The organism is Paenibacillus sp. FSL R10-2748 (assembly GCF_038005565.1).
In the GTDB taxonomy this organism is placed as follows: Bacteria; Bacillota; Bacilli; order Paenibacillales; family Paenibacillaceae; genus Paenibacillus; species Paenibacillus polymyxa_B.
In genome coordinates this window covers 207776-228744 of the sequence record NZ_JBBOTK010000003.1, presented here as the reverse complement: position 1 = coordinate 228744, position 20969 = coordinate 207776, and the positions used below count along the sequence as shown (strand labels likewise).

Sequence of the window (20969 nt, the reverse complement as noted above, 5' to 3'; positions counted from 1 at the left end):
ATCTCATGCTCCTTATCTGTATTTATTGCTATGGGTTAATTGATAGCTTTCTGATTCATATCCACAGCCATCTTCTGATTTTTTCGGGTAGTGAACTTATATACAAATGTTAGAACAAGTCCGGTTATGCCAAGTACGGCCGCAATGACAAAGGCTCTCTGATAGCTACTGTCTGTGCTGTAAACATGACTCATAATCGATGGGCCAAAGTATCCTGCTGTTGCAAATCCAATAAACATAATTCCATAATTCACACTATTATTTCTCACACCAAACTGATCGGCAGTAAATCCAGGAAATACCCCCATCAGTGCACCAAAACATAAACCAATAACTGAAATACCAATATAGAATGTCAACACACTACCTTCGCCTGAAAAATAAAGCAATGTGAGTCCTATGACTGAAAAGACAGAAGAAAAAGCCAGGGTATTGATTCGACCGATTTTGTCCGAAATATAGCCTGCAACGATTCGTCCGCCCGTGTTAAACAATGCCAATACGGAAACAACTGTCGTAGCGGCTGCCGCAGACATACCAATCATTTTCTGAGCTATAGGAGAAGCTTGTGATGTACACATGAGTCCGGCAAAAGCACCACACATTAATAACAAGATCATGATATAAAACAGAGGGCTTGAGAGCATGCCTTTCCAGTCTTTGTCGTTCTGAATAGAACGGCCAACATTTACAGTCTTGGGTGTCCATCCTGCAGGAACAAAGTCAGATGGACATTTCTCAATGAAGAAAGAAGCAGCACATACAATAATAAGAAATGCTATACCGATGATAATGAATGCTGATGTCACACCAGACCTACTGATTAAACTATTGGCAATAGGAGGTATAATAACTGAGCTTATTCCATAAGCAGCCGTTGTTATACCGCCAACTAATCCTCTTTTGTCAGGGAAAAACTTAATAGAGTTGCTAATTGTGCATCCGTAAACCATTCCCGTTCCTAGGCCGAGTACGATACCGTAAGCCAATACCAGGTAACCTACAGATGTTGCAAATCCTGATAAAATCATACCGCCTCCAAATAGCAAGCCCCCTACAAAGATCACTTTCTTGGGCCCGAATCGATCATTAATCCAGCCACCTGAAATCATCGTGATAGGACCTACCGAATTTGTAATCGTAAATGCAATAGCCAAATTCCCCGGTGTTAAACTAAGTCCTGTGACGCTGCTCAAATATTCTGCCATTGGGGCAGAAAATACACTCCACGCGTAAATTGATCCAATACACAGATTAATAAAACAGCTTGCAATCAGAATAATCCATCTCTTTTTTGTAAGTTCCACTGAGATCTTCTTCTCCCTCGTCGTTGTATTGTGAAATCATTCACATATTTCGAAATAATATTAACACGTGCTTTGCAATATATCAACAGGAACATGTATGTAGTTATATGTTTTATTAAATATGTTTTCAATAATATATCAATCTTATTGTGGACTCGCTAAATATGTTATACTTAACCAATAAACGACGAAAATGTTAGGAAGAGTGCCTTATGAGAACTTTAAAATATGCCATTCTGGGCTTGTTAAATAAAGAACCTATGACTGGTTATGATATAGGTAAAGAATTCAGTAAAGATTTAGGCGAATTTTGGACTGCAAAGCATAGTCAGATCTATCCAGAATTAAAAAAACTGCTTAATGAGGGACTTATCGTCTACGAGATCCAAATTAGCGGAGAAATTTTAGAAAAAAAATTGTATTCGATTACGGAGAATGGCAAAGAAGATTTTTTACAATGGCTAAAAAAAGCAGAGCCTATTGAACCCACTCCCAAAGATGTGTTTAGGCTGAGAATGTATTTTTCTAATCATCTGGATATAACAACCCGATTATATTTGTTGGAACATCAGCTGCTTCAACATCAAGATAGGCTGGAACATTTACGCAAAAATAAAGAACGTTATGAAACTATTCCTCCTCTTGATAGTGATAATTTTGGCGATTATCTTGTATTAGATGGTGCTATTTTACGCGAAACTATAACCATACAATGGATAGAAAGTTTTATTGCTTATTGTAAAAAATAAAGCATCTCATTTTCCCTTAAACTTATTGTAAACACAAAAAAGCACAAGGATTCGAGAATATGTAGCTCGAACCCTTATGCTTATTTTTTTACTAATCAACGCATTCGATTCACTGTGGTAAACACAAATTTATCGTACCGATGCCGCGAGAACGAGTATTCAAATGGTATACCTGTATCCAGATAACCCACCTGCTCAATTTCCAAGATTGGATCATCCGCTGCGCAGTCCAAATGCTCACGATCCAGTTCCGTTGACTTGGAGGCCCGGATGGTACGGTGTGAACCGACAATATTAAGTCCCAGCTCCTCCTTAATATGTTTGTACACCGAGCCGTACAGCACCTCCTCTGTAATACCGCTGATCAGCTTCGTGGGCATGTATGTGCGCTCGATAACATAGGGCTCACCCTCCACGACACGCAGACGGATCACATGATATACAGGAGAATTGGCATCAATAAATAGATGGGTCGCTACCTCTTCGGATGGAAATTGAACGTCAAAGGCGACGATTTTATTTTTGATCTCTTTCCCGCGCAGTACGTTGGTTAACCCCAGCATTTCATTTACGACAACGTTAACAGGGCCATTGTGAACTGATTTGACGATAAAGGTTCCGTGTCCTCTTTTACGATTCAGCAACCCATCCATCACCAATGTGTCCAATGCCCGCTTAATCGTCATCCGACTTACACGAAACTCTTTTGCCAGTGAGATCTCATCGGGAATCGGATCATCACTGCTATAGGTCTTATTCATAATCCGCTCTTTGACCTCTTGTGCAATCCGCTCGTATTTGTTCATCTGTCTACCACCTGTACTAAAAATTGTTTTATGTCAGCATTTTACCAAAACATCGGTAGCGCTGGTTCTTTTTGTTCTGCAGGCGGGACGTTAAGGTATTACGGTATAAGTAAGTATACCGAACATTATACTTTCTCACCAGCGACGTACAGCACAGTTCTTTGACGATGATGAAGAAAAAAAGGCGGTCCAGAGGACCACCTTAGAATCCGTTATTCTCGATCACCTGTTTGAACCAGTGCCCACTCTGTTTAACGGATCTCTTGCCACCGTCCTGAAGATCGACAGACACAAAACCATAGCGATTCTTATAAGCATTCGTCCAGGACCAATTGTCCATAAACGTCCATAGGTGATAGCCCTTCACATTGGAGCCTTCTGAGATCGCTCGTTGGACCCATTTGAGATGCTCACGGATAAAATCAATGCGATAGTCATCGCGGATCATGCCCTGTTCATCTCTGAACTTTTCTTCACCTTGAACGCCCATTCCGTTTTCCGAAATGAAGCATTCAATGTTTCCATAATTTTCTCTGACATTGGTCAGAATGTCGTAAATGCCTTTCTCATAAATCTCCCAGCCCCGCATTTCATTCATCTTGCGACCAGGCATGACGTAATAATCGAAGAAACGTTCCGGCACAAAAGGCGCATCCGGGTTTGGCAGACTTTCGCGAGCCTTGACTCTGCGTGGCTGATAATAGTTAATCCCCAGCAGGTCCACAGTGCCCTGGCGTATGATCTCCCGATCTCCGTCTTCCATGCTTGGTACATATCCCTCTTGGCGTAACAGCTCCACGAGCAAAGGATTGAATTCTCCCGTCACAGATGGGTCTAAAAAGGAACGGTTAAAGAACGCATCGCATATTTCAGCAGCCTGCACGTCTGCCGGATGCTGACTACGCGAATAAGTTGGCGTCAGGTTCAAAATAATTCCGATTTTGCCCTTATAACCGCCTTCTCTGTAAGCCTTAATAGCACTGGCGCTCGATAACAGGGTATGATATCCCACCTGTACGGCTTTACCGAAATCCACTTCATTCGGATAGTGGAAATCGTATAGATAGCCGCCTTCCACCGGGACAATCGGCTCGTTATGTGTAAACCATTTGGCTACACGATCCCCGAATAGCTCAAAGCAAGTGTTAGCGTAATCCACGTAAGCTTCGACCGTCTCCCGGTTCACCCAGCCTCCATTTTCCTGTAAAGCCATCGGCAAATCAAAATGATACAAATTCACAAACGGCTCAATACCCGCCTGATGCAACTCTTCAATGACGGCATTATAGAATTGAACCGCCTGCTGGTTTATTGCACCTTTCCCTGCCGGAAACAGACGCGACCAGGAAATAGAGAACCGGAAAGAGTTGTGACCAAGCTCTTTCATGAGTGCAATATCTTCTTTGTAACGGGTATAGAAACGGGACGTTTCGCCAGGTCCAACCCCGTCATAAAAACGGTTCGGCTCCTGCTCAAACCAATAATCCCAAATGTTCGGTCCTTTGCCGTCTCCCTCCACGGTTCCTTCTGTTTGGGTAGCCGAAGCCGATGAGCCCCACCAGAAGTCGGATGGAAAACGGTATTGAATGGTTTGCTGCTCTGTATCTTTCATTTCGGTATGATTCACAGCTCTACTCCTCTCTCTTTTGCAATGAATAAGCTGCTAATCTAGCAGCTTATCCACATTACATTCCAACAGTTTGATCCTTACCAGCAATGGCTGCTTGGCTAAGCTCCTCTTCCTGCTCTTTACGAACGTTCATCCGGTCAATAATTTTCAGGAACGGGAACCAGATGACAAAGACGACAGCCATATTAAACAACTGCAGCACGCCACCCATCAGGGAGCCCGTAGCCATCATTCCACTAAAGAACAACGGCATCGTCCAAGGAACCTGTATTCCGTTTGGCGGCGGCACAATCCCGGTGGTCATGGCAAAGTAAGTAATCAGCGTAACGATCATTGGAGAAATAACCCATGGAACAAAAATAAGCGGATTCATCACAATCGGCAGACCGAATATGACGGGTTCGTTGACATTAAACAGACCCGGTCCAAGGGCCAGCTTACTGACCTGCTTCAATTGCTTACTCTTCAGGAAGATCAGAATCGAAAGCACGACAGCCAGTGTCATACCTGTACCACCGATACCTACGGTGTAAATATCCACAAACTGCTTGGTGATGATATGCGGCAGTTCTGCTCCTTTGGAGTACGCTTCATAGTTTTCAAGTGCCAGCGTATTCCAGATTGGGTCCATAACCGAGTTAATAATAATTTGACCATGAAGCCCAAAGAACCATAAAAGCTGAACAAAGAAAATAGCAATCAATGTAGGTATAATGCCACTGCCCAAATGCACCAGAGGTGCCTGTACAGCATGATAAATCAGATCATGCAGGTTATTATGAAGGGTCAGTGTAACTACAACATTAATGATCAAAAATATGCCCAATGTAATACATGCCGGAAGCAAAGCGGCAAATGATTTGGCAACTGCCGGCGGAACGCCTGGAGGCATTTTAATGACAAAATTTCGTTGCGTCACCTTTCGGTATATCTCTGCCGCAATAAAAGCGACGATCATACCAAGGAACATGCCTTTGGCACCAATCCGATCAACCGGAATGACACCAGCAATCGTGGCACCGCTTTCTTGTGTCAGCACAAACGGGGTGAGCATCAAGAAACTAGCCAACGCAATCATGCCGCCAAATATGGGCTCGACCTTATAACTTCGAGATAGGTAATACCCAATCCCGACGATTACAAATAAGGTCATGATATTCAGTGTGGCATTAGGCGCAATGTTCAGCAGACTGCTAAAAGTCGCATAATTGCCGTCGCCCATCCACCCTTTTAGAAACGGCAAATTGATAATAACGACGATAATGGAGCCAAAAACTGTTAATGGAAATGACAGCATAAATGCATCACGCAGTACAGTAAGATAGCGGTTGTTGTTCAGTTTACCGGCAATAGGTATCAGTATCCGGCTTAATTTTTCAAACAAAGCCTATTCCTCCCCGCGAAGTGACTTGCATCAATAGGGTTGCAAGCTTTTCATGTCCCAAATTTCACATACTTATATGTTTCGTTATAAATTTCTGGATTTGAACAGCTCCAGCAATTCTAGAACCAGATCCTTCATGGTAACCGTGGACATCAGATGATCCTCGGCATGCATTAGAAGGAGCGAGAAAGGAGTTTGGGTACCTCCCGCTTCCTTCTTAACCATTTGAAAATGGATATCATGCGCAGCACGTAAATCCTGCTTGGCTTGTTTGAGCAGTTCGTCCGCACCTTCTACATTCTCATTTCGATATTCGGTCAGCGCCTGAATTACTTTACTGCGAGCGCTTCCACTATGAAGAATAAGTTGGAAACTAATTTGCTCTTCCGTCAGTTCAGCTATATTGACTTTATCCATTTTTGCGTTCCACCAGCTTCACTGCTTGCTCATAGGCTTTCTTACCGTCAACCATCCCGTATGCCATCATGTCAATCACTTCTACATGAATACCATATGGAGCTGCTTCCTTTTCCAGTTGTCCTTTCAGAAAGCTCATTTGTGGGCCAATCAATACCGCGTCAGCCTTAGCCATGTCTTCTGCCGCCTGATCTTGACCTACTGCCCAAATTTCAGCCTCGTCCCCAATGGACTTAGCATATTCCTGCATCTTAGTAACCAGCAAACTTGTAGACATACCTGAGCTGCAAGCCAGTAAAATTTTCTTCATGATTATTCCTTCCCTTCAAGGTCTGATTGGATGTTAAGTACTAGAAAACGTTTACAGCGTAATTATAAATCCAGTCTTTTGATTTGTCTATACATTTAATTTATATGTATAGACTTTTTTTAAAATGACACTGTTTCTTCACTTTTTTTCTTGAAAATGAACGTGATCTCTTATCTTTAATCTCTCAATAGTAATCGATTTTCACTATAAGAGGTTCTGCCAAATGATATGTTATTCGATTCTGTAAAATGCTAACATGAGCTTACGGAGTAACTTGATAGCCCCTCCGTAGCCAAAGAATAGCTGGGGTGAGAAGAGATGAGTAGAGATGAGAATAGCAAGTGTCATACTTGGAAGCAGGGCTTTTTCATGTGCTGAAAATTAGAAAAATTTAGAATATCAAGAAACATTCCTACATTTTTATCGTCTATATTATGGAAGACCTTACGTATGAGGGTAAGATTTTTCGAAGCCTGAAGTTAAAAAGTCAACTCACAAAGGAGCTTATGCATGTTAAAAAAGTTAGGATTAGCTGCATTGATTCTGGTTACTAGCCTCTCCGTTATTGGAACAGGCTGGGCCGCATCCAGCACAACAACCATTGAAGTTTCTAAAACTGCTCTGGATTACAACGTTGCTCGCCCGCTGAGCGATGGTGCTTTTCATGATGGCTTATTAGCCGCTGAAACATCTGCTGGAAACCTCGTGTATTACAATTCCAAAGGAGAGAAAGCTTTCTCACTTCCCGCCGAGCTTAAACCCATTGGTGATTTTCATGAGCAGCGAGCCGTAGTCAAAAATACAAAAACCAATCTCTATGGATACATTAACACCAAAGGGGCACTGGTCATCCCTTGCCAATATACCGAAGCCAATTTCTTTTCTGAAGGAAAAGCAAAGGTAACCATAGCAGACACCAAAGAAAATGCAATTATAGATCGAACGGGAAAAATCCTTTCTCATTTTAAAGAAAATGGGGATTCAGAATATATATTTACGGACGGTCTGGCTCTTGCCTACGCCCCCAACACTGGTAAGATCGGTTTTGTGAATGCCTCTGGTCAACTAGCGATTCCTTATAAATATAAATACAGTCGTGGTTTCTCGAATGGCTTGGCTATTGTTCAGAATAGCAAAGGGCTATACGGGTATATCAATACAGCAGGGAAAGAAGTCATTCCTCCTCAATATAAATCCGGTGGAGACTTCTCGGAAGGATTGGCCCCTGTGCAAAATACCAAGGGGAAATGGGGATTCATCAATAAACAGGGAAAAGTCGCGATTCCCTTTAAATTTACAGATGCCCAGGATTTTAGTGAAGGCCTGGCGAGTGTGAAAAATGCAAAAAACGAAGTCGGATTTATTAATAAAAGTGGAGCACTGGTCATTAAATATCAACAAAAATATGATGTTACTACTCCGTTCAAAGAAGGCCTTGCTTTAGTCGGTAAACAAACACAATCATCCGTCTCAGACGGCAAATTCGGTTACATCAATCGTCAGGGGCAACTGCTGACTAAACTTGAGTACAGAGTGGAATCCTCCTCCTTCTCCAATGGCTATGCTGTTGCTTTTATCAAGCCAGGCAAAGCGTTCATTGTATCTAAACATGCTGTTTCGAAATAAAAAAACGACCCTGGAGGCAGATCGAATGGATCTGCTTCCAGGGTCATTAGATTGCCGATATCTCGAATCCAATTAGTCGTGTGTGTAGAATTTCACTCCAGGCAGATCTGCTGCCACCCACGAGTAGTTGATGGTATTACTGTTATAATTTTTTGTCCCCGCCTGAGCAACCTGTACCTCTTTCAAAATCGTAATCGATGAACCCTTCGGTCTGACAACGACTACATGACCATGACCATCCGCTTTTTTGATCCCGATGGTAGGATACCCTAGATTTGCTCTTTTTTGAGCATCCTGAAAGGTTACAGAGTCCCAGCCCGGCGCCTTTTTATTCAGTAAAGCATCAGCCATTTGATTGGCTAAGCCACTTGGCAGGGAAGCCGACATCGCAGACATCACATCTTGTGCAAAAATATTACACTTCGTTCCACCTACTGGCGAATACTTTTTGTTCGTTTCTACCTTAAAACCGTCAATTACAGACGCGTAAGTACTTGCACTTCTAGCCATTGAAATTCCCCCTGAATATAAGCTGTAGAGGAAATGACGGAGTCGCTTGAACATCTGAATGGCTCCACATTCATTGATGTTGGCCTCAATTCCCTCTCAACTATTAGGGTGAATTCCGGCTTACTTTAACAACGTAATACTACAAAAAATTAACTTCATTCTCACAACTGAAGGCTTTCTTCACTGATTACGGTTGGAACGATAAGCTCAGGAGGAGTCGTAGGCTTAGCTTGTGTTAAATAGTCTGCTGCCCCCATCATCAGAGCGATGCCGATAAATAGCACGACCCAATTACGATTCTTTTTCATCATCTGTACCTCTCATTCTTCACTGCGCCCGTTCAGCCACTTGAACCAATGGAGCAGATGACTGAATCGGTATTCATGCTGCAAAGCATACGTCCATACTTCAGGCTCTTCACCAGGCTCCTTCCAGACGAGCATGGAAAAGTGACCCTCTTCCTCGCTCGCAACCGACAGCAGCGAAAGACGATCATCCCCGAATCGGTATGGAGCCGATTCCACCCAGTAATTCCGCATATCGCTGATCCAGCTGCGGAACTGCTCTGTACCTGCGATCCGCAGCACTTCATCTGGCAGGAGCAGATGCTCGTCGATGTCCTTCCAATCCCCCGCATATCGGTACCGCGCTGCCAGCATTGGACTGAGTGGTCGGATTTTACCGGGAGCCAACGTAGGCATATAGGCGACGGGAACGACCGGACCGATACTCTGGATAGCATAAGACCGAGCTTCCTCCTCACTCATTCCGTAAGACATAGCCTCCACGAGAAAATCGTTCCGTCTTACCCCAAACTGATGCTGATACTGTGACATTTCATCCTGTAGCTCCAATACCATACCCTGTACCGTTTCTGTTCCGATCATTCCCAAACACCTCTCATTCCAAAATATAGTCGTGCAATTCCCGTTGCGCTCGATACTTTGCCCAATTGAATTCAGGCCAAGCCGATTCTTCTCTCGTCATGCTTGTCAAACGGGCTTGTAAAAACTCATCCAGCGCTCCATGTTCCTTACGGCTAAAGTCAATCAGCAGCGGAATCGCGTCTGCCGATAGCTCACTCAAATATTCCTTATCTATCACCGATGTCGTACGATATCGTTCGAGATTATTTTCGGCAATCCGTATATCAATGCCCACATAGTTCACAACGACATAGGCGACCAGAGCGAGTACAATATAATATTTCGCCAACGGCAGTTGACGGAAATGAATGCGCACTGCTGCAATAAGCAGTAGCAAGCCCAGAAAAATCATAAACGCGTGTACCAAATAGCGGGTGTACGTATAGCCGTATGCTTCTTCGTACATAACCAGCCGGGTATATCCCGAGTAAAGCATCACACCCGAACAACCCACGAGTATGTACAGCAGGCCGCTGTTCATTTTTTGCACTATACCTGAGCCGAATTCAGTCCACTTCAATACACTGATCATCAGCACAAAGTTGATACCTGTTACCATAACCAGCTCCCCGAATCCTCTTCTCGCATATTCAGCATACGAGGTTCCTTCGGGCAGAGCACCTTCCCATGCACCAAACAGATATCCGAACTGCAACACAACGAACACAACATACACCAAATTCATGACAATCAGCACCGTAGCGGTAATTACAGGATCAAACTTGATCGCGACCGGCTCGTGGTAAGGCACCGTTGGTCGGTCAATCATCACTGAAGAATGACCATCATACTCGGTGGTTGGACCATTCGTGCGCTCATTTAACCCGTGCCATGATTGAGTCTCTCTTTGCGTATTACGCGGAGCAGGCTGTACAAATCCCCACAAGTAGCAGAAGAAACAGAAGGTGAAAAAGCAGGTCCAGATCAGCCGCAGCATGCCACTCCCAAAGGACAGTGTGCCGATCCAATCGGGTATGCCAGATAACAGCTTTTCGAACATCCCATCTGCCGAAGCCAGCAATGATATGATGATGAACAGTAGCGGCAAGGCAATAAGCAAACCGATTATCACTTTGCCCAATACACGCTTACGCTCATCCTTCACATTCCGAAGGGCTACTGTCTTAACCATCCGAAACGGGGTCACGATATGACGAAAGTTTTGATAAAACCAATGGCTTAACGCCTGACCAATAATACCGGGTTCCGACCAGCCATGCCTTTTCTCCCCAAACAGCAGCACCATGTGTACGCTAATCAGAGCAGGTATCGCCAGCGCATTTAACACATATAGGACCGGATTATTGAACAGCGCATATGTCAATGCCAGCATGAAAATGATCACAAACAGTAAACGCCCTATCCATGATCCTAACTGGAAACGATCTCGATTAAAGGCATACATATAGGCGTAAAACACAATAACAAAAATTGGCATAGACACGCCCAGCCCATGTCCGTAAAACAGATATTGATGAACCAGCGCCAACACAATTGCGCCAGCAAAGGCGGACAGAAACGACGTTTTCGGCAAAGACGTTCCATTCATCTTGTCATGCATGGTAAATACCTCCACAAATATGCTTTATAACCCTTATTGTAGATGATAAAATAAGAAGATAAAGAGAAATTAATTCAAACAAAATTTCCTATTTTATAAAAGTGGCTACGCTTTTAATCAAATATAGGGGAAACGGAGCAACCTTGAATGAAACTCCATGCCCAATTTTTACGGCTTCACTCACACGCAGCTGACGACAAGGACGAAAACCATACCATAGAGACGACGCTGGATGAGCTGGCGGCTATTTTTGACTGTACTCACCGCAACGCCTTGATGATCATTCAGAAAATGGAGCAGCACGACTGGATACAATGGACTCCCCGCCGAGGCAGAGGCCGCCGCTCCAGTCTGCGCTTCCTCATTCAGCCGGAAGACATTGCCGTGCAATCCATGATGCAAGCCATAGACCGCCATGATATCAAACGCGCGCTGGATGAGATCCGAGTTCATTCACGCTCCTCCACCATGCAGGAGCATTTGCAAGGCTGGCTGCTAAATTATTTCGGGCATCACGCGGAGGTGCGCAGTGATCAGCAGCAGATCGACACGCTGCGTCTGCCTATTCGCCAGCAGCTCTATACGCTGGACCCGTTGTACTTGAACTGGCTCGCCGAGTCCTTCGTATCCAGCCACGTCTTTGATGGCCTGGCCCGCCGGGCGAACGAAAGCGGTGAGATTTTGCCGGGATTGGCGCACGCTTGGGAGGTGGACGCCACTCGTACACAGTGGACCTTTTTCCTACGTAAAGAAGTGCTGTTTCATAACGGAAAAATACTGACCGCTGAAGACGTCGTCTATACCTTTGAGCGACTGAGTCGGGCGCCGGGAAGGCGACTTTATCATTTTATCGTCCGGCAAATTCAGCACGTCCAGGCGTTGAGCCCGACGATGGTACGCTTCGTACTAAAGGAGCCGAACGAGCTATTTCTATCCTTCCTGTGTACCAGCCGGGCTGCGATTGTGCCGCGTGAGCTTAATCAGGTGGGTGAGGCCGCCTTTGGCATCCGCCCTATCGGTACAGGGGCATTCAAAGTCACGGAAATGAACGAAAGCCTGTGTACACTGGAGGCTTTCGCACCTTATTTTCAAGGCCGGGCTCATCTGGACCGAGTGGAAATTGTCCAACTCCCGTGGGCGACTAAGCTGGAATCGTCGGATACGGAAGACACCGCTTCTTCTTTTCACATTATCCATAATCCCGTATCGGCGGGAGATACGGATACCGCATGGAGCCAGATTCACTCGGCGGCTTCGGTACGCAAATTTATCACATGTAATACACACAAGGATGGACCGTTGCGCAACCCAGAAATACGTGCCCGCATTGTAGCATGTCTGGATCATCGCTCCCTTCCTCCAGCAGTGGATTCATCTAACGATTCTTATGAACCACTGGCGGCACTACAAATTGCTACCATTCCCGAGTATAAAGCGGACGCAGACCGGGTTGCGGCTCAGCTCGAATCCTGTGGGTATACCTGTAACATCGTGGCCGCATCTATGAATGAATTCAAAAGCTCATCTATCCGTATGGAGTCAGACTTAATCATCTTTTCTCTCTTTCGTGACCGTGATGAGCAATTACGCCTGTTTGACTTGTATCTCAATGTATCTGGGCATGTGGAGCCTCATAGCCGTGTGGATATCGAAAGACTGCTGCGTGAAATTGCACGGGAGGCCGATCATGCTGTTAGGGCGCAGCAATTTGAACATATCGAAACTCGGCTCATGGATGAGCACCAGCTGCATATTTTATATGAAAAGCCCGTTCAGACGGCCTATCTTCCTTCTGTGCGCGGTGTATCTTTTAACAGTCAGGGCTGGGTGGATCTGCGTCATGTCTGGTTTCCGCCTGCTCAACTTCCAACTACCCACTCTTGACGGCAAAAGTGCTCCTTCAAATGCACTTCCACATCAAAAAAAGGTATCCTCTTCTTCATAAGAGGATACCTTTTGGGTTACGACAATCTAGACCTTTTCAGGTAGATGTATCAAGGGATGAAAAAGCCCATCCCCCCAGCCCATGACTGTGGACGTCGCTAGGATCTTCCATAGGGGGGGGAACGGGTGAAAAATTCAATAGGACAAAAACATTAAATGCGAGCAGAGAAAAAACGATCTTTTTTATCATGGATGTACTCTACCTCTCCAAGTAAGTTTTTATATTCCTCTTTGTCCTCAGAAGTGGCAGTATGCCGAAACTTTTCAAATAATCCTACACATTTGATTGTGACAGGATTACCATTCAGCACGACGGAATAGGAAAGGCTCTCGAGCAGGAATTTCATACCTTTGGAATAACGATGTTTGTTGAGATCATAACAAGCCATCTCTGCCAAAAATCGTGCATAGAGATCTGCTGACATTTGCTCCGTATAGGTCCCTACCTTGACATGCTGATCTGCAAATGCCTCAATTTGTTTTTCAAAGCGCTGCAGTACATGATCTACATTAAAATCATAACGGTTGGCCGCTACCATAATTTTATGTAGCCCCACCAGAATTTCACCTTCGTTTTTTTCCAAATAATCTACATACTGTGGAATCACATCCAGGCTGCCGGACATCAATTGATATAAATACCCGTTGGCCTCAGCCCAGTTGCTACAAAGGGCCTTCAAACGCTGAGCTTCTTCCGTATCCTCTTGCACCCAGCTCAAATCAGAGTATAGGGATACAAATTCCAGCGCTTTTTGGTAATCCCCGCGCTCATCCCACACCCCGGCGCGCAGCACATAAGAGTATACAATATACATAAACAAAGGACCCTTAGGTTCCTTGCCACGCTCCGATCTTCTGGTATTTCCGTATTTTTGCTCGTATTGTACCTTGGCTTTTTGAGCCATTTTTTCAGCAAACCATTCTACTTTATCCCAACGCCGCAAGGAGGCATAGGTATTGGCCAAGTCTCTTAAGGCATCCAGTTGGTCTGCTTCACCCAGTCGGTCCACAAAGCTTTCGAAATGTGTGGCTGCCCATAAGTTTTCGTCCTGGTTATCGCCAACGGCAATCGTAAATAAACGGTATTGGCAGAGCGCCAGACGCTCTGAATGTTGGTACTTTTCACTTTCCGAAACATTTTTATAAATAATTGCCGCAGCCTCGAACTTACCTTCACTGAATAATTCTTCTGCTGTCTCAAACAAAGCTGGGGCGTATATGAGATAGTCCATCATAAACTCCACGACTTGCTTAATACAATCCAGTTTGTTCAGCTCTGCACAGCGATGCAAAAAGGGGCGAACCCGTCGCCAATTCGGTGCCGTATTCCGTATAAATTCATCAATGTATAACTCATAGAGGCTCCCTTCTTCAAGCCCCATGCCTGCACCAATCCGATCCAACAGCAGCATCGCAATCGGACGATTACCGTTAATAATGGCACTGATCGTTCCTGCATTAATACCTGTGTTCTCCCCAAACTTACTAATCGTAATTCCTTCTCGTCTGATGTACTGCTCCAGCTCTGCGCGAATTGTGGTTGTTTCCTTCAAATCAGGCACCCCCAGGGATTACTTGCATGATTACAATACAAAAAAAGAAAATTCCCGTGAATATTCCCTTAATTATACAAAAGAAAGCCCACTTAGCCAACCGCTCAAGTAAATTTATATCAGAAAATTCAATAATTCTCCGAATTGCCGTATACTACGGGGAGGTGAGCCGAACAGCTACACCCAATCGGTACGCAGGAAAGGATACGACAAATGGACAACACCCCTACAACAGAACAAGAGATTGCACAATGGATGGTCGCGCAGATCCGTGAAGTGGGCACCCTGAAACAAGAAGATGCAATTGCATATGTACGCTCTGAGTATGGAGAGCAGTATGTGTTTATAAGCGAGCATGGTCATGTATCTCTGGAAAAAGAAATCAAAAAAGCATTCCGCAAGCTTCATGGTGGTAGAATTGCCTGGGATCGTGACGGATTTCTATGGGCCTGGACTTAACAAGCAAAAGCATCTGCCCTAGGCAGGTGTTTTTTTAATCATTTATCCATATATCCTCTGGAGTCGGTTAATTTCTTCCTTCACAAACTGTCGGAGTACTGCAGGCTCCAAAACTTCAACCCTACCGATCCAATCCATAGCATCGCGACAAGCCGCTTCATAACTATACATGTTGACCTTTAGAATGAAATGACTGCCTTCCTGTACAGACTGGATGATTTCCATTCTTTTCGCTATAATTCCCGCTTGCTTCTTATTCGTTCGGATCAGAACGGGATAGTATTCTTTCTCTGTACAAAGCTGCTTAAACGCGGTTTCTTGCCTCATCCAATGATGTTCCAGCGAAAAATCGACCGGAACCTCAAACACTTCCGCAGACGGCTGAACCTCCTTGATTCGCTCACATTTAAAGGTCCGAATCTCCTGCCCAACTTCACAGAAGGCAATGAGATACCAATCTCCTTTTTTCACCACAAGTCCATAGGGATGCACATGACGGGAAGAACAGATTCCGTCAGCCTTCTCATATTGAATGGTTATTTTATGGGACCCCCACACTGCAGCTCTTACGGATTCAAGACAAGGAATTGCTATACGTTCCGTCCACCACGGCGTATCATCAAAATAAAACCGCGCTTTGGCTTTCTTAATATCGGACTGATACGGGTCTGGCATCGTCTGTTCCAGTTTGAGCAGAGCATTCTTTAACTTCAAACCCGATTCGGTGGGCCCGCCTGTATAAATGCCCATCCCTGTTAAATACAACTGAATGACATCCCCGCCATTCAACTGTTTCAGGTTCGCCGTATAACCCTCCATTAAATAAATTCCGCCCTTCGGGCCGGATGCGGTAACAATCGGAACGCCGGCTTCAGCCAGGAGGTCGATATCCCTGTAAATGGAGCGTACAGAGGTTTCCAGTGCCAACGCCAATTCCTTGGCCTTCATTCTCCCTCTAGATTCGATACATAATAAAATCGCGATTAAACGATGCAGTCTCACAATCATACCTCCACAATAGATGGTTAACCCGAATTGAAAAGATGATGCAAAGATTGTTGACACCCTGTTGGCAGCAATAGGTGTGTATCATAGAAGTAAAGGGGTGTAATGGATGATGAATATTGGAATATTGGGGACGGGATTCGGCGCATATCATGCCTCATTGTTAAACAACCATCCCAAGGTAAACAGAATCATGGTATTTGGAAGGAACGAAACCAAGCTGCAAAAGCTGAAAGAGGAGCTAAACGTAGAAGTCACACAAAATATAGAGGATATTCTGCTGGATCCAGACGTGGATATCGTCGATCTATGCCTGCCCTCCCACCTGCATAGGTCATATGCTGTGGATGCGCTAAAGCACGGTAAGCATGTATTTTGTGAAACACCCGTTTGCTTTAATCTCGAAGACGCTCTTCTTATGCAACAAGCTGCGGAGCAATATGGCAAAAAGATTCTGGTCAACCAGTTCATTAAGTTTGATCCCGCCTATACCTATCTGTATGAGGCATACCGCCAACAGAAGTACGGAAAGCTCATTTCCTTATCTTTGAAAAGAGAAACGCCTCCCCTGTGGGGAGATCTTGGACTAAGCTCCATCCCTACTCAGTTCATGATTCATGAACTGGATTTACTGACCTGGCTATTAGGCCCCTGTGATCCATGTACAGTCTGGGGTACAGAAGTTACCCATCCTGAACAAGCACAGGTTCGTGCTTACTTTCAGCATCGGGATACATTCACAGAAGTCATCGCCTCATCCCACATGCCGGGAAGCTACCCCTTCACAGTGGCCTATGAAGCTTATTTCGAAAAGGCCAAGCTGGTATTTCATGAAAGCGACGAAAACGATCTTATACCTACCGCATTATATGAGTATACCGCATCAGGACAGCAAAAAATCAACCTCGAATCTGCCAATCCATACGAAAAAAGTTTGGATCATGCACTTGAATGCTTTGGTGGACATTCGGAAAGCCTGATTCCACTGGAATCGGCTGTACAAGCGCTGAAAGTGGCTATTGAGATTAAAAGCAGACTGGGGCAAGGCCAGCGTTAACCCGGTATCTACGGAAATCAGCTTCCTATAAGGAAGCTGTATCCGCAGGCAGGGAAACTTCGTCTGCGTAGTTCGTTGCCATAATCTTGGCTACCCCGGCCGGATCGGTCGTCTGCCCCAACGCCCACATCATTTTCGTCACCAGCGCTTCCGTTGTCATGTCATACCCCGGAATAACCCCCTTCTCCAGTACCTTTTGCCCCACTTCGTAAATCGTCAAATCCCCGCCCTCATAAGGACATTGAGTAGTCACGACAATACTCATACCGTCCTTCATCAGTTCCTCGATTTTACTGATCAGGCTTCTTTCTTTAAAAGGGACGCCACCCATACCAAAGCCCTCAATGACGATACCTTTATAGCCCAAGCCCTGAATGGCATCGAAAATCGCCGGATTCGTACCCGGAATCAGCCTGAGCAGAAATACTTCGGAAGCATACCCGTCGTTGTATGGATGACGAACGGTACTGCGATTTGCAAATACGCCCTCCGTATAGACCACCTTACCGTTCTCCACGAGGCCAATGTACGGATAGTTAATACTCTCAAAGGCGTTATAGCTGCGTGTTCTGATTTTCGAGCTACGGCTACCATTGATAATTTTGCCGTTAAACACGACAAAAACCCCAGCCACCTCGCCACATGCGGTCAGGAATGAGTCAATTACATTTTTTTTGGAATCGCTGTGCTCCGCCAAAATGGAAACCTGTGAACCTGTCACAACGACGGGTTTGTCTACGGTTCCCAGCATGAAACTCAAGGCTGAAGCCGTATAAGCCATCGTATCCGTACCGTGTGCAATGACAATGCCGTCGTACTGATCGAGCGAACGATGTACCATCCGGGCGATGGAAGCCCAATCCTCTGGTTGTGTATTTGTGCTATCAATGCTCATCAGATTATGGGCATCAATCTCGCAAATCTCCTTCAGCTCCGGAATTTCCGCCAAAATATTTTCAGCCGATTGGGTCGGTGTCAGGCCGTTTTCCTGATAAGAGGAAGAAATGGTCCCTCCGGTATTAATGAACAAAACCTTTTTCATATGCCAATGTTCCTTCCCGATTACATCTTCACTGTATTGTTCTTAGAATTTATCATGAATAAGTGTGATAAGCTACTTTGCAATGGAAAAGAATTTGGGATAAGAGGCGCCAAAAAAGCACGACAAACAAGCGCGGGCCTTCCTTCCTCCTGCGACTTGTCTAACGTGCTTTTTACTATAAGTGCAATAAGTCTACAGCGTTGTACATACCTATAACCCATCCACGTACTTTTTATGGGGATACAGGCTGCTCCTGTGGCGCTCTCTGTACCAACGCTTTGCCCAGAAACTGCCGTGTCCGTTCTTCCTTCGGATTGGTGAAAAACTGCTCCACGGGTCCCTGCTCCACGATCACACCATGCTCCATCAGCACAACCCGATCCGCTACATCTCTCGCAAAACCAAGCTCATGCGTGACAATAATCATCGTATTGCCTTCACTCGCCACCTTTTGGATCACGGACAGCACTTCATCCACCAGTTCAGGATCAAGTGAGGATGTCGGTTCATCAAACAACAACACCTGCGGATTTAGTGCCAAAGCACGGGCAATCGCAACTCGCTGCTGCTGTCCACCCGAAAGCTGGGCAGGATAATAGGTCATACGATCCTTTAACCCGACCTTTTCCAAAATGCCTTCACTGATCTCCCTCGCCTGCTTACGATCCAGCTTTTTCACACTGGTCAGACCAATCATCACATTATGGAGTGCATTCAAATTTTTAAACAACTGATATTGCTGAAATACCATTGCCGTTGCCATCCGTAGTCCGAGAATGTCCTTTTTTCCCGCCTTGGCGGCATCGACCTTTACATCGTCAATTTCAATGACTCCGCTGGTCGGCTGCTCCAAAAAATTAATGCTGCGCAGCAACGTGGACTTCCCCGATCCGCTTGGGCCCAGGATCACCACGACTTCTCCCTTGCCTACCGTCAGGTCTATGCCCTTCAACACGTGATGCTGTCCAAAATGCTTATGAATTTGATGAAGCTGAATCATGCTCTTACTCACTTCTTTCGTAAATTCGAATACGCTTCTCCAGCACGACAAGCCCGCGCTCAATAATAATGCACACCAACCAGTAAATCAGAGACACCGCAACATATACCTCAAAAAAAGCCAACGCCCGCGCGCCCATAATTTTAGCCTGTCCCATCATATCGACGACACCGATCATAAAAATAAAAGACGTATCCTTCACCGTACTGATCAGCGTGTTTCCCAGATTGGGCAAAGCCACCGTCAACGCCTGCGGCAATACAATTTTGAGCATAATTTGTGTTTGGCTCATGCCGATGGAATTGGCTGCCTCAAATTGTCCCCGGTCGACTGAATGAATCGCCGCCCGGAACGTCTCCGACAGATAACCCCCGAGATTTAGTGAAAATGACAACAATGCGAAAACCTCGGGTGGAATCACGTAGATATTTAATTGCTGTAAGAAACCGTATTCGCTCTGAAAATAATATAAAAACTTGGGTATTCCATAATATACGAGAAACAGCTGCACAATGAGCGGTGTTCCCCGGATGTAGGAGACATACAGCGTAGACAGTTGCGCCAAGACAGGCACCTTGTATATCCGAATTAACGCCGTTGCCAACCCGATAATCGTACCCAGCAGCATGGACAAAAATGCAATCCATAGCGTAACGGGTAGATACTCAACGATCCGGGGAAGGCTTTTCAGCATATAATCAAGGTCAAACAGCTTTTCCATAGGAACCTCACTTTACCCTTTACATTGTTGTTACTGCGGGATATATTCCCCACCTGTCCATTGTTCAGACAATTTTTTCAGTGTTCCGTCCGTTTTCAACTCTTTAATAATCGGGTCGATTTTAGCTTTCAGCTCTTCGCCCTGCTTATCCTTTTTGAACACCAGATTGATATCATCCGTTTGCACAGGATCACCTATCGCTTCGACCTGCAAACCTTCCTTCTTGATCGTAGCAGCCGTCATGACTGGATCATTCACATAAGCGTCCACCCGGCCATTTTGTACGTCTTGAAGGTTATCGGACGAAGTGCCTGTATCATTGTATTTCAAAATAATTTTATTCCCATTCTTCGCATTATATTGTTCCAGCAATTGTGTGTAGGAGTCGCCTACTGATGCGGCTACCTTCTTGCCTTCTAAATCCTTGAGAGAGTGTATATCCGTTCTGCCTTTTTTCACAACAATGACGGATTGTGCTTGAAAGTAGGATTCATCCGAGAACAAATATTTTTGCTCGCGCTCAGGATTTTTGGCGATTTCATCTGCTACGACCTGAATCTTGTTCGATTCCAGCGCCATGAAAATTCCGTCCCAGCCAGAAGGTACAAACTCAAACTTGTAGCCGTCCAGCTTCTTGTCGATCTCCTTGACTACTTCCACATCGTATCCGGTCAGCTCGTTTTTTTCATTCGTAAAAGCAAACGGAGGGTAGTCATTTTGTGTGCCGACATAGATTACCTTATCCCCCGATGCCGCATCCTTCGAGGAACATCCACTCAAGGCACCCGTTAATAACACAAGAGATAGGCCAATCGCTGCTACCAAAGCAGATTTCTTCATATATAACATCCCCTTTTTAATATCCAAGTAATTTACTATGATTTTATATTATAACGGGTTATTCAAATAATACAACAAGTAAATTTCATTTCGATTATTTATCCATATGTTGCACAAAAAAA

General features: G+C 44.9%; 21 protein-coding genes. 5 read left to right on the top strand and 16 right to left on the bottom strand.

Annotated features, from left to right (window positions below):
* Positions 1–35: 35 nt before the first annotated feature.
* Positions 36–1307 carry an L-lactate MFS transporter gene (locus NSS66_RS11000; protein ID WP_023990960.1) on the bottom strand — a complete coding sequence of 424 codons (1272 nt, stop codon included), beginning with the start codon at positions 1305–1307 and terminating at the stop codon, positions 36–38.
* Between the two features lie 212 nt (positions 1308–1519).
* Here NSS66_RS11000 and NSS66_RS10995 point away from each other — a divergent pair, with 212 nt between their 5' ends.
* Complete coding sequence (locus NSS66_RS10995) at positions 1520–2056, top strand: PadR family transcriptional regulator (protein ID WP_028540865.1); 537 nt, start codon at positions 1520–1522, stop codon at positions 2054–2056.
* Positions 2057–2151: 95 nt separating this feature from the next.
* On the opposite strand, the gene NSS66_RS10990 is transcribed toward NSS66_RS10995, so the two are convergent.
* The 5 genes from NSS66_RS10990 to NSS66_RS10970 form a co-directional block, all read right to left on the bottom strand.
* On the bottom strand, positions 2152–2862 hold the full coding sequence (locus tag NSS66_RS10990) for a GntR family transcriptional regulator (RefSeq protein ID WP_023990962.1): 711 nt from the start codon (positions 2860–2862) through the stop codon (positions 2152–2154).
* Between the two features lie 202 nt (positions 2863–3064).
* The gene (locus tag NSS66_RS10985) at positions 3065–4474 is read right to left on the bottom strand and encodes a glycoside hydrolase family 1 protein (protein ID WP_339202413.1); all 1410 of its coding nucleotides are present in this window, start codon (positions 4472–4474) and stop codon (positions 3065–3067) included.
* Positions 4475–4547: 73 nt separating this feature from the next.
* Complete coding sequence (gene celB, locus NSS66_RS10980) at positions 4548–5876, bottom strand: PTS cellobiose transporter subunit IIC (protein WP_023990964.1); 1329 nt, start codon at positions 5874–5876, stop codon at positions 4548–4550.
* A gap of 84 nt (positions 5877–5960) precedes the next feature.
* On the bottom strand, positions 5961–6293 hold the full coding sequence (locus NSS66_RS10975) for a PTS lactose/cellobiose transporter subunit IIA (RefSeq protein WP_013312602.1): 333 nt from the start codon (positions 6291–6293) through the stop codon (positions 5961–5963).
* Positions 6286–6603 carry a PTS sugar transporter subunit IIB gene (locus tag NSS66_RS10970; RefSeq protein ID WP_029518773.1) on the bottom strand — a complete coding sequence of 106 codons (318 nt, stop codon included), beginning with the start codon at positions 6601–6603 and terminating at the stop codon, positions 6286–6288. The genes NSS66_RS10975 and NSS66_RS10970 overlap by 8 nt, the downstream gene beginning before the upstream one ends.
* Positions 6604–7113: 510 nt before the next feature.
* Here NSS66_RS10970 and NSS66_RS10965 point away from each other — a divergent pair.
* On the top strand, positions 7114–8229 hold the full coding sequence (locus NSS66_RS10965; protein WP_340958933.1) for a WG repeat-containing protein: 1116 nt from the start codon (positions 7114–7116) through the stop codon (positions 8227–8229).
* Positions 8230–8301: 72 nt separating this feature from the next.
* Here NSS66_RS10965 and NSS66_RS10960 read toward each other — a convergent pair whose 3' ends face one another.
* The 4 genes from NSS66_RS10960 to NSS66_RS10945 form a co-directional block, all read right to left on the bottom strand.
* Positions 8302–8739 (bottom strand): hypothetical protein, encoded by a 438-nt coding sequence (locus tag NSS66_RS10960; protein WP_023990966.1) that lies wholly within the window; start codon positions 8737–8739, stop codon positions 8302–8304.
* A gap of 161 nt (positions 8740–8900) precedes the next feature.
* Complete coding sequence (locus NSS66_RS10955) at positions 8901–9050, bottom strand: hypothetical protein (RefSeq protein ID WP_179085434.1); 150 nt, start codon at positions 9048–9050, stop codon at positions 8901–8903.
* Positions 9051–9059: 9 nt separating this feature from the next.
* Positions 9060–9626 (bottom strand): hypothetical protein, encoded by a 567-nt coding sequence (locus NSS66_RS10950; RefSeq protein WP_338532980.1) that lies wholly within the window; start codon positions 9624–9626, stop codon positions 9060–9062.
* 13 nt (positions 9627–9639) lie between these two features.
* Complete coding sequence (locus NSS66_RS10945) at positions 9640–11226, bottom strand: DUF4153 domain-containing protein (RefSeq protein ID WP_028540869.1); 1587 nt, start codon at positions 11224–11226, stop codon at positions 9640–9642.
* Positions 11227–11373: 147 nt separating this feature from the next.
* On the opposite strand from NSS66_RS10945, the gene NSS66_RS10940 reads away from it, so the two are divergent.
* Positions 11374–13110, top strand: coding sequence for an ABC transporter substrate-binding protein (locus NSS66_RS10940; RefSeq protein ID WP_340958932.1), 1737 nt, complete (start codon positions 11374–11376; stop codon positions 13108–13110).
* A gap of 212 nt (positions 13111–13322) precedes the next feature.
* Here the strand turns inward: NSS66_RS10940 and NSS66_RS10935 are convergent, their stop codons facing one another.
* Positions 13323–14723, bottom strand: a complete 1401-nt coding sequence (locus NSS66_RS10935; RefSeq protein ID WP_076295194.1) for a transcriptional regulator — start codon at positions 14721–14723, stop codon at positions 13323–13325.
* 213 nt (positions 14724–14936) lie between these two features.
* Here NSS66_RS10935 and NSS66_RS10930 point away from each other — a divergent pair, with 213 nt between their 5' ends.
* Entirely contained in the window at positions 14937–15182 is a 246-nt protein-coding gene (locus NSS66_RS10930; protein ID WP_013312611.1) for a DUF6953 family protein, read from the top strand.
* Between the two features lie 42 nt (positions 15183–15224).
* Here the strand turns inward: NSS66_RS10930 and NSS66_RS10925 are convergent, their stop codons facing one another.
* Positions 15225–16184, bottom strand: coding sequence for a helix-turn-helix transcriptional regulator (locus NSS66_RS10925; RefSeq protein ID WP_340958931.1), 960 nt, complete (start codon positions 16182–16184; stop codon positions 15225–15227).
* A 112-nt stretch (positions 16185–16296) separates the two neighbouring features.
* Between NSS66_RS10925 and NSS66_RS10920 the strand changes: the two genes are divergently transcribed.
* Positions 16297–17244: a Gfo/Idh/MocA family protein gene (locus tag NSS66_RS10920; RefSeq protein ID WP_049828356.1), complete on the top strand. Its 948-nt coding sequence runs from the start codon at positions 16297–16299 to the stop codon at positions 17242–17244.
* A gap of 25 nt (positions 17245–17269) precedes the next feature.
* Here NSS66_RS10920 and NSS66_RS10915 read toward each other — a convergent pair whose 3' ends face one another.
* The 4 genes from NSS66_RS10915 to NSS66_RS10900 form a co-directional block, all read right to left on the bottom strand.
* On the bottom strand, positions 17270–18286 hold the full coding sequence (locus NSS66_RS10915) for an asparaginase (protein ID WP_013312613.1): 1017 nt from the start codon (positions 18284–18286) through the stop codon (positions 17270–17272).
* A gap of 232 nt (positions 18287–18518) precedes the next feature.
* Positions 18519–19286 (bottom strand): amino acid ABC transporter ATP-binding protein, encoded by a 768-nt coding sequence (locus tag NSS66_RS10910; RefSeq protein ID WP_254348340.1) that lies wholly within the window; start codon positions 19284–19286, stop codon positions 18519–18521.
* Positions 19287–19290: 4 nt separating this feature from the next.
* Positions 19291–20007 (bottom strand): amino acid ABC transporter permease, encoded by a 717-nt coding sequence (locus NSS66_RS10905; protein ID WP_023990975.1) that lies wholly within the window; start codon positions 20005–20007, stop codon positions 19291–19293.
* Between the two features lie 30 nt (positions 20008–20037).
* On the bottom strand, positions 20038–20847 hold the full coding sequence (locus NSS66_RS10900) for a transporter substrate-binding domain-containing protein (protein ID WP_023990976.1): 810 nt from the start codon (positions 20845–20847) through the stop codon (positions 20038–20040).
* Positions 20848–20969 lie beyond the last annotated feature (122 nt).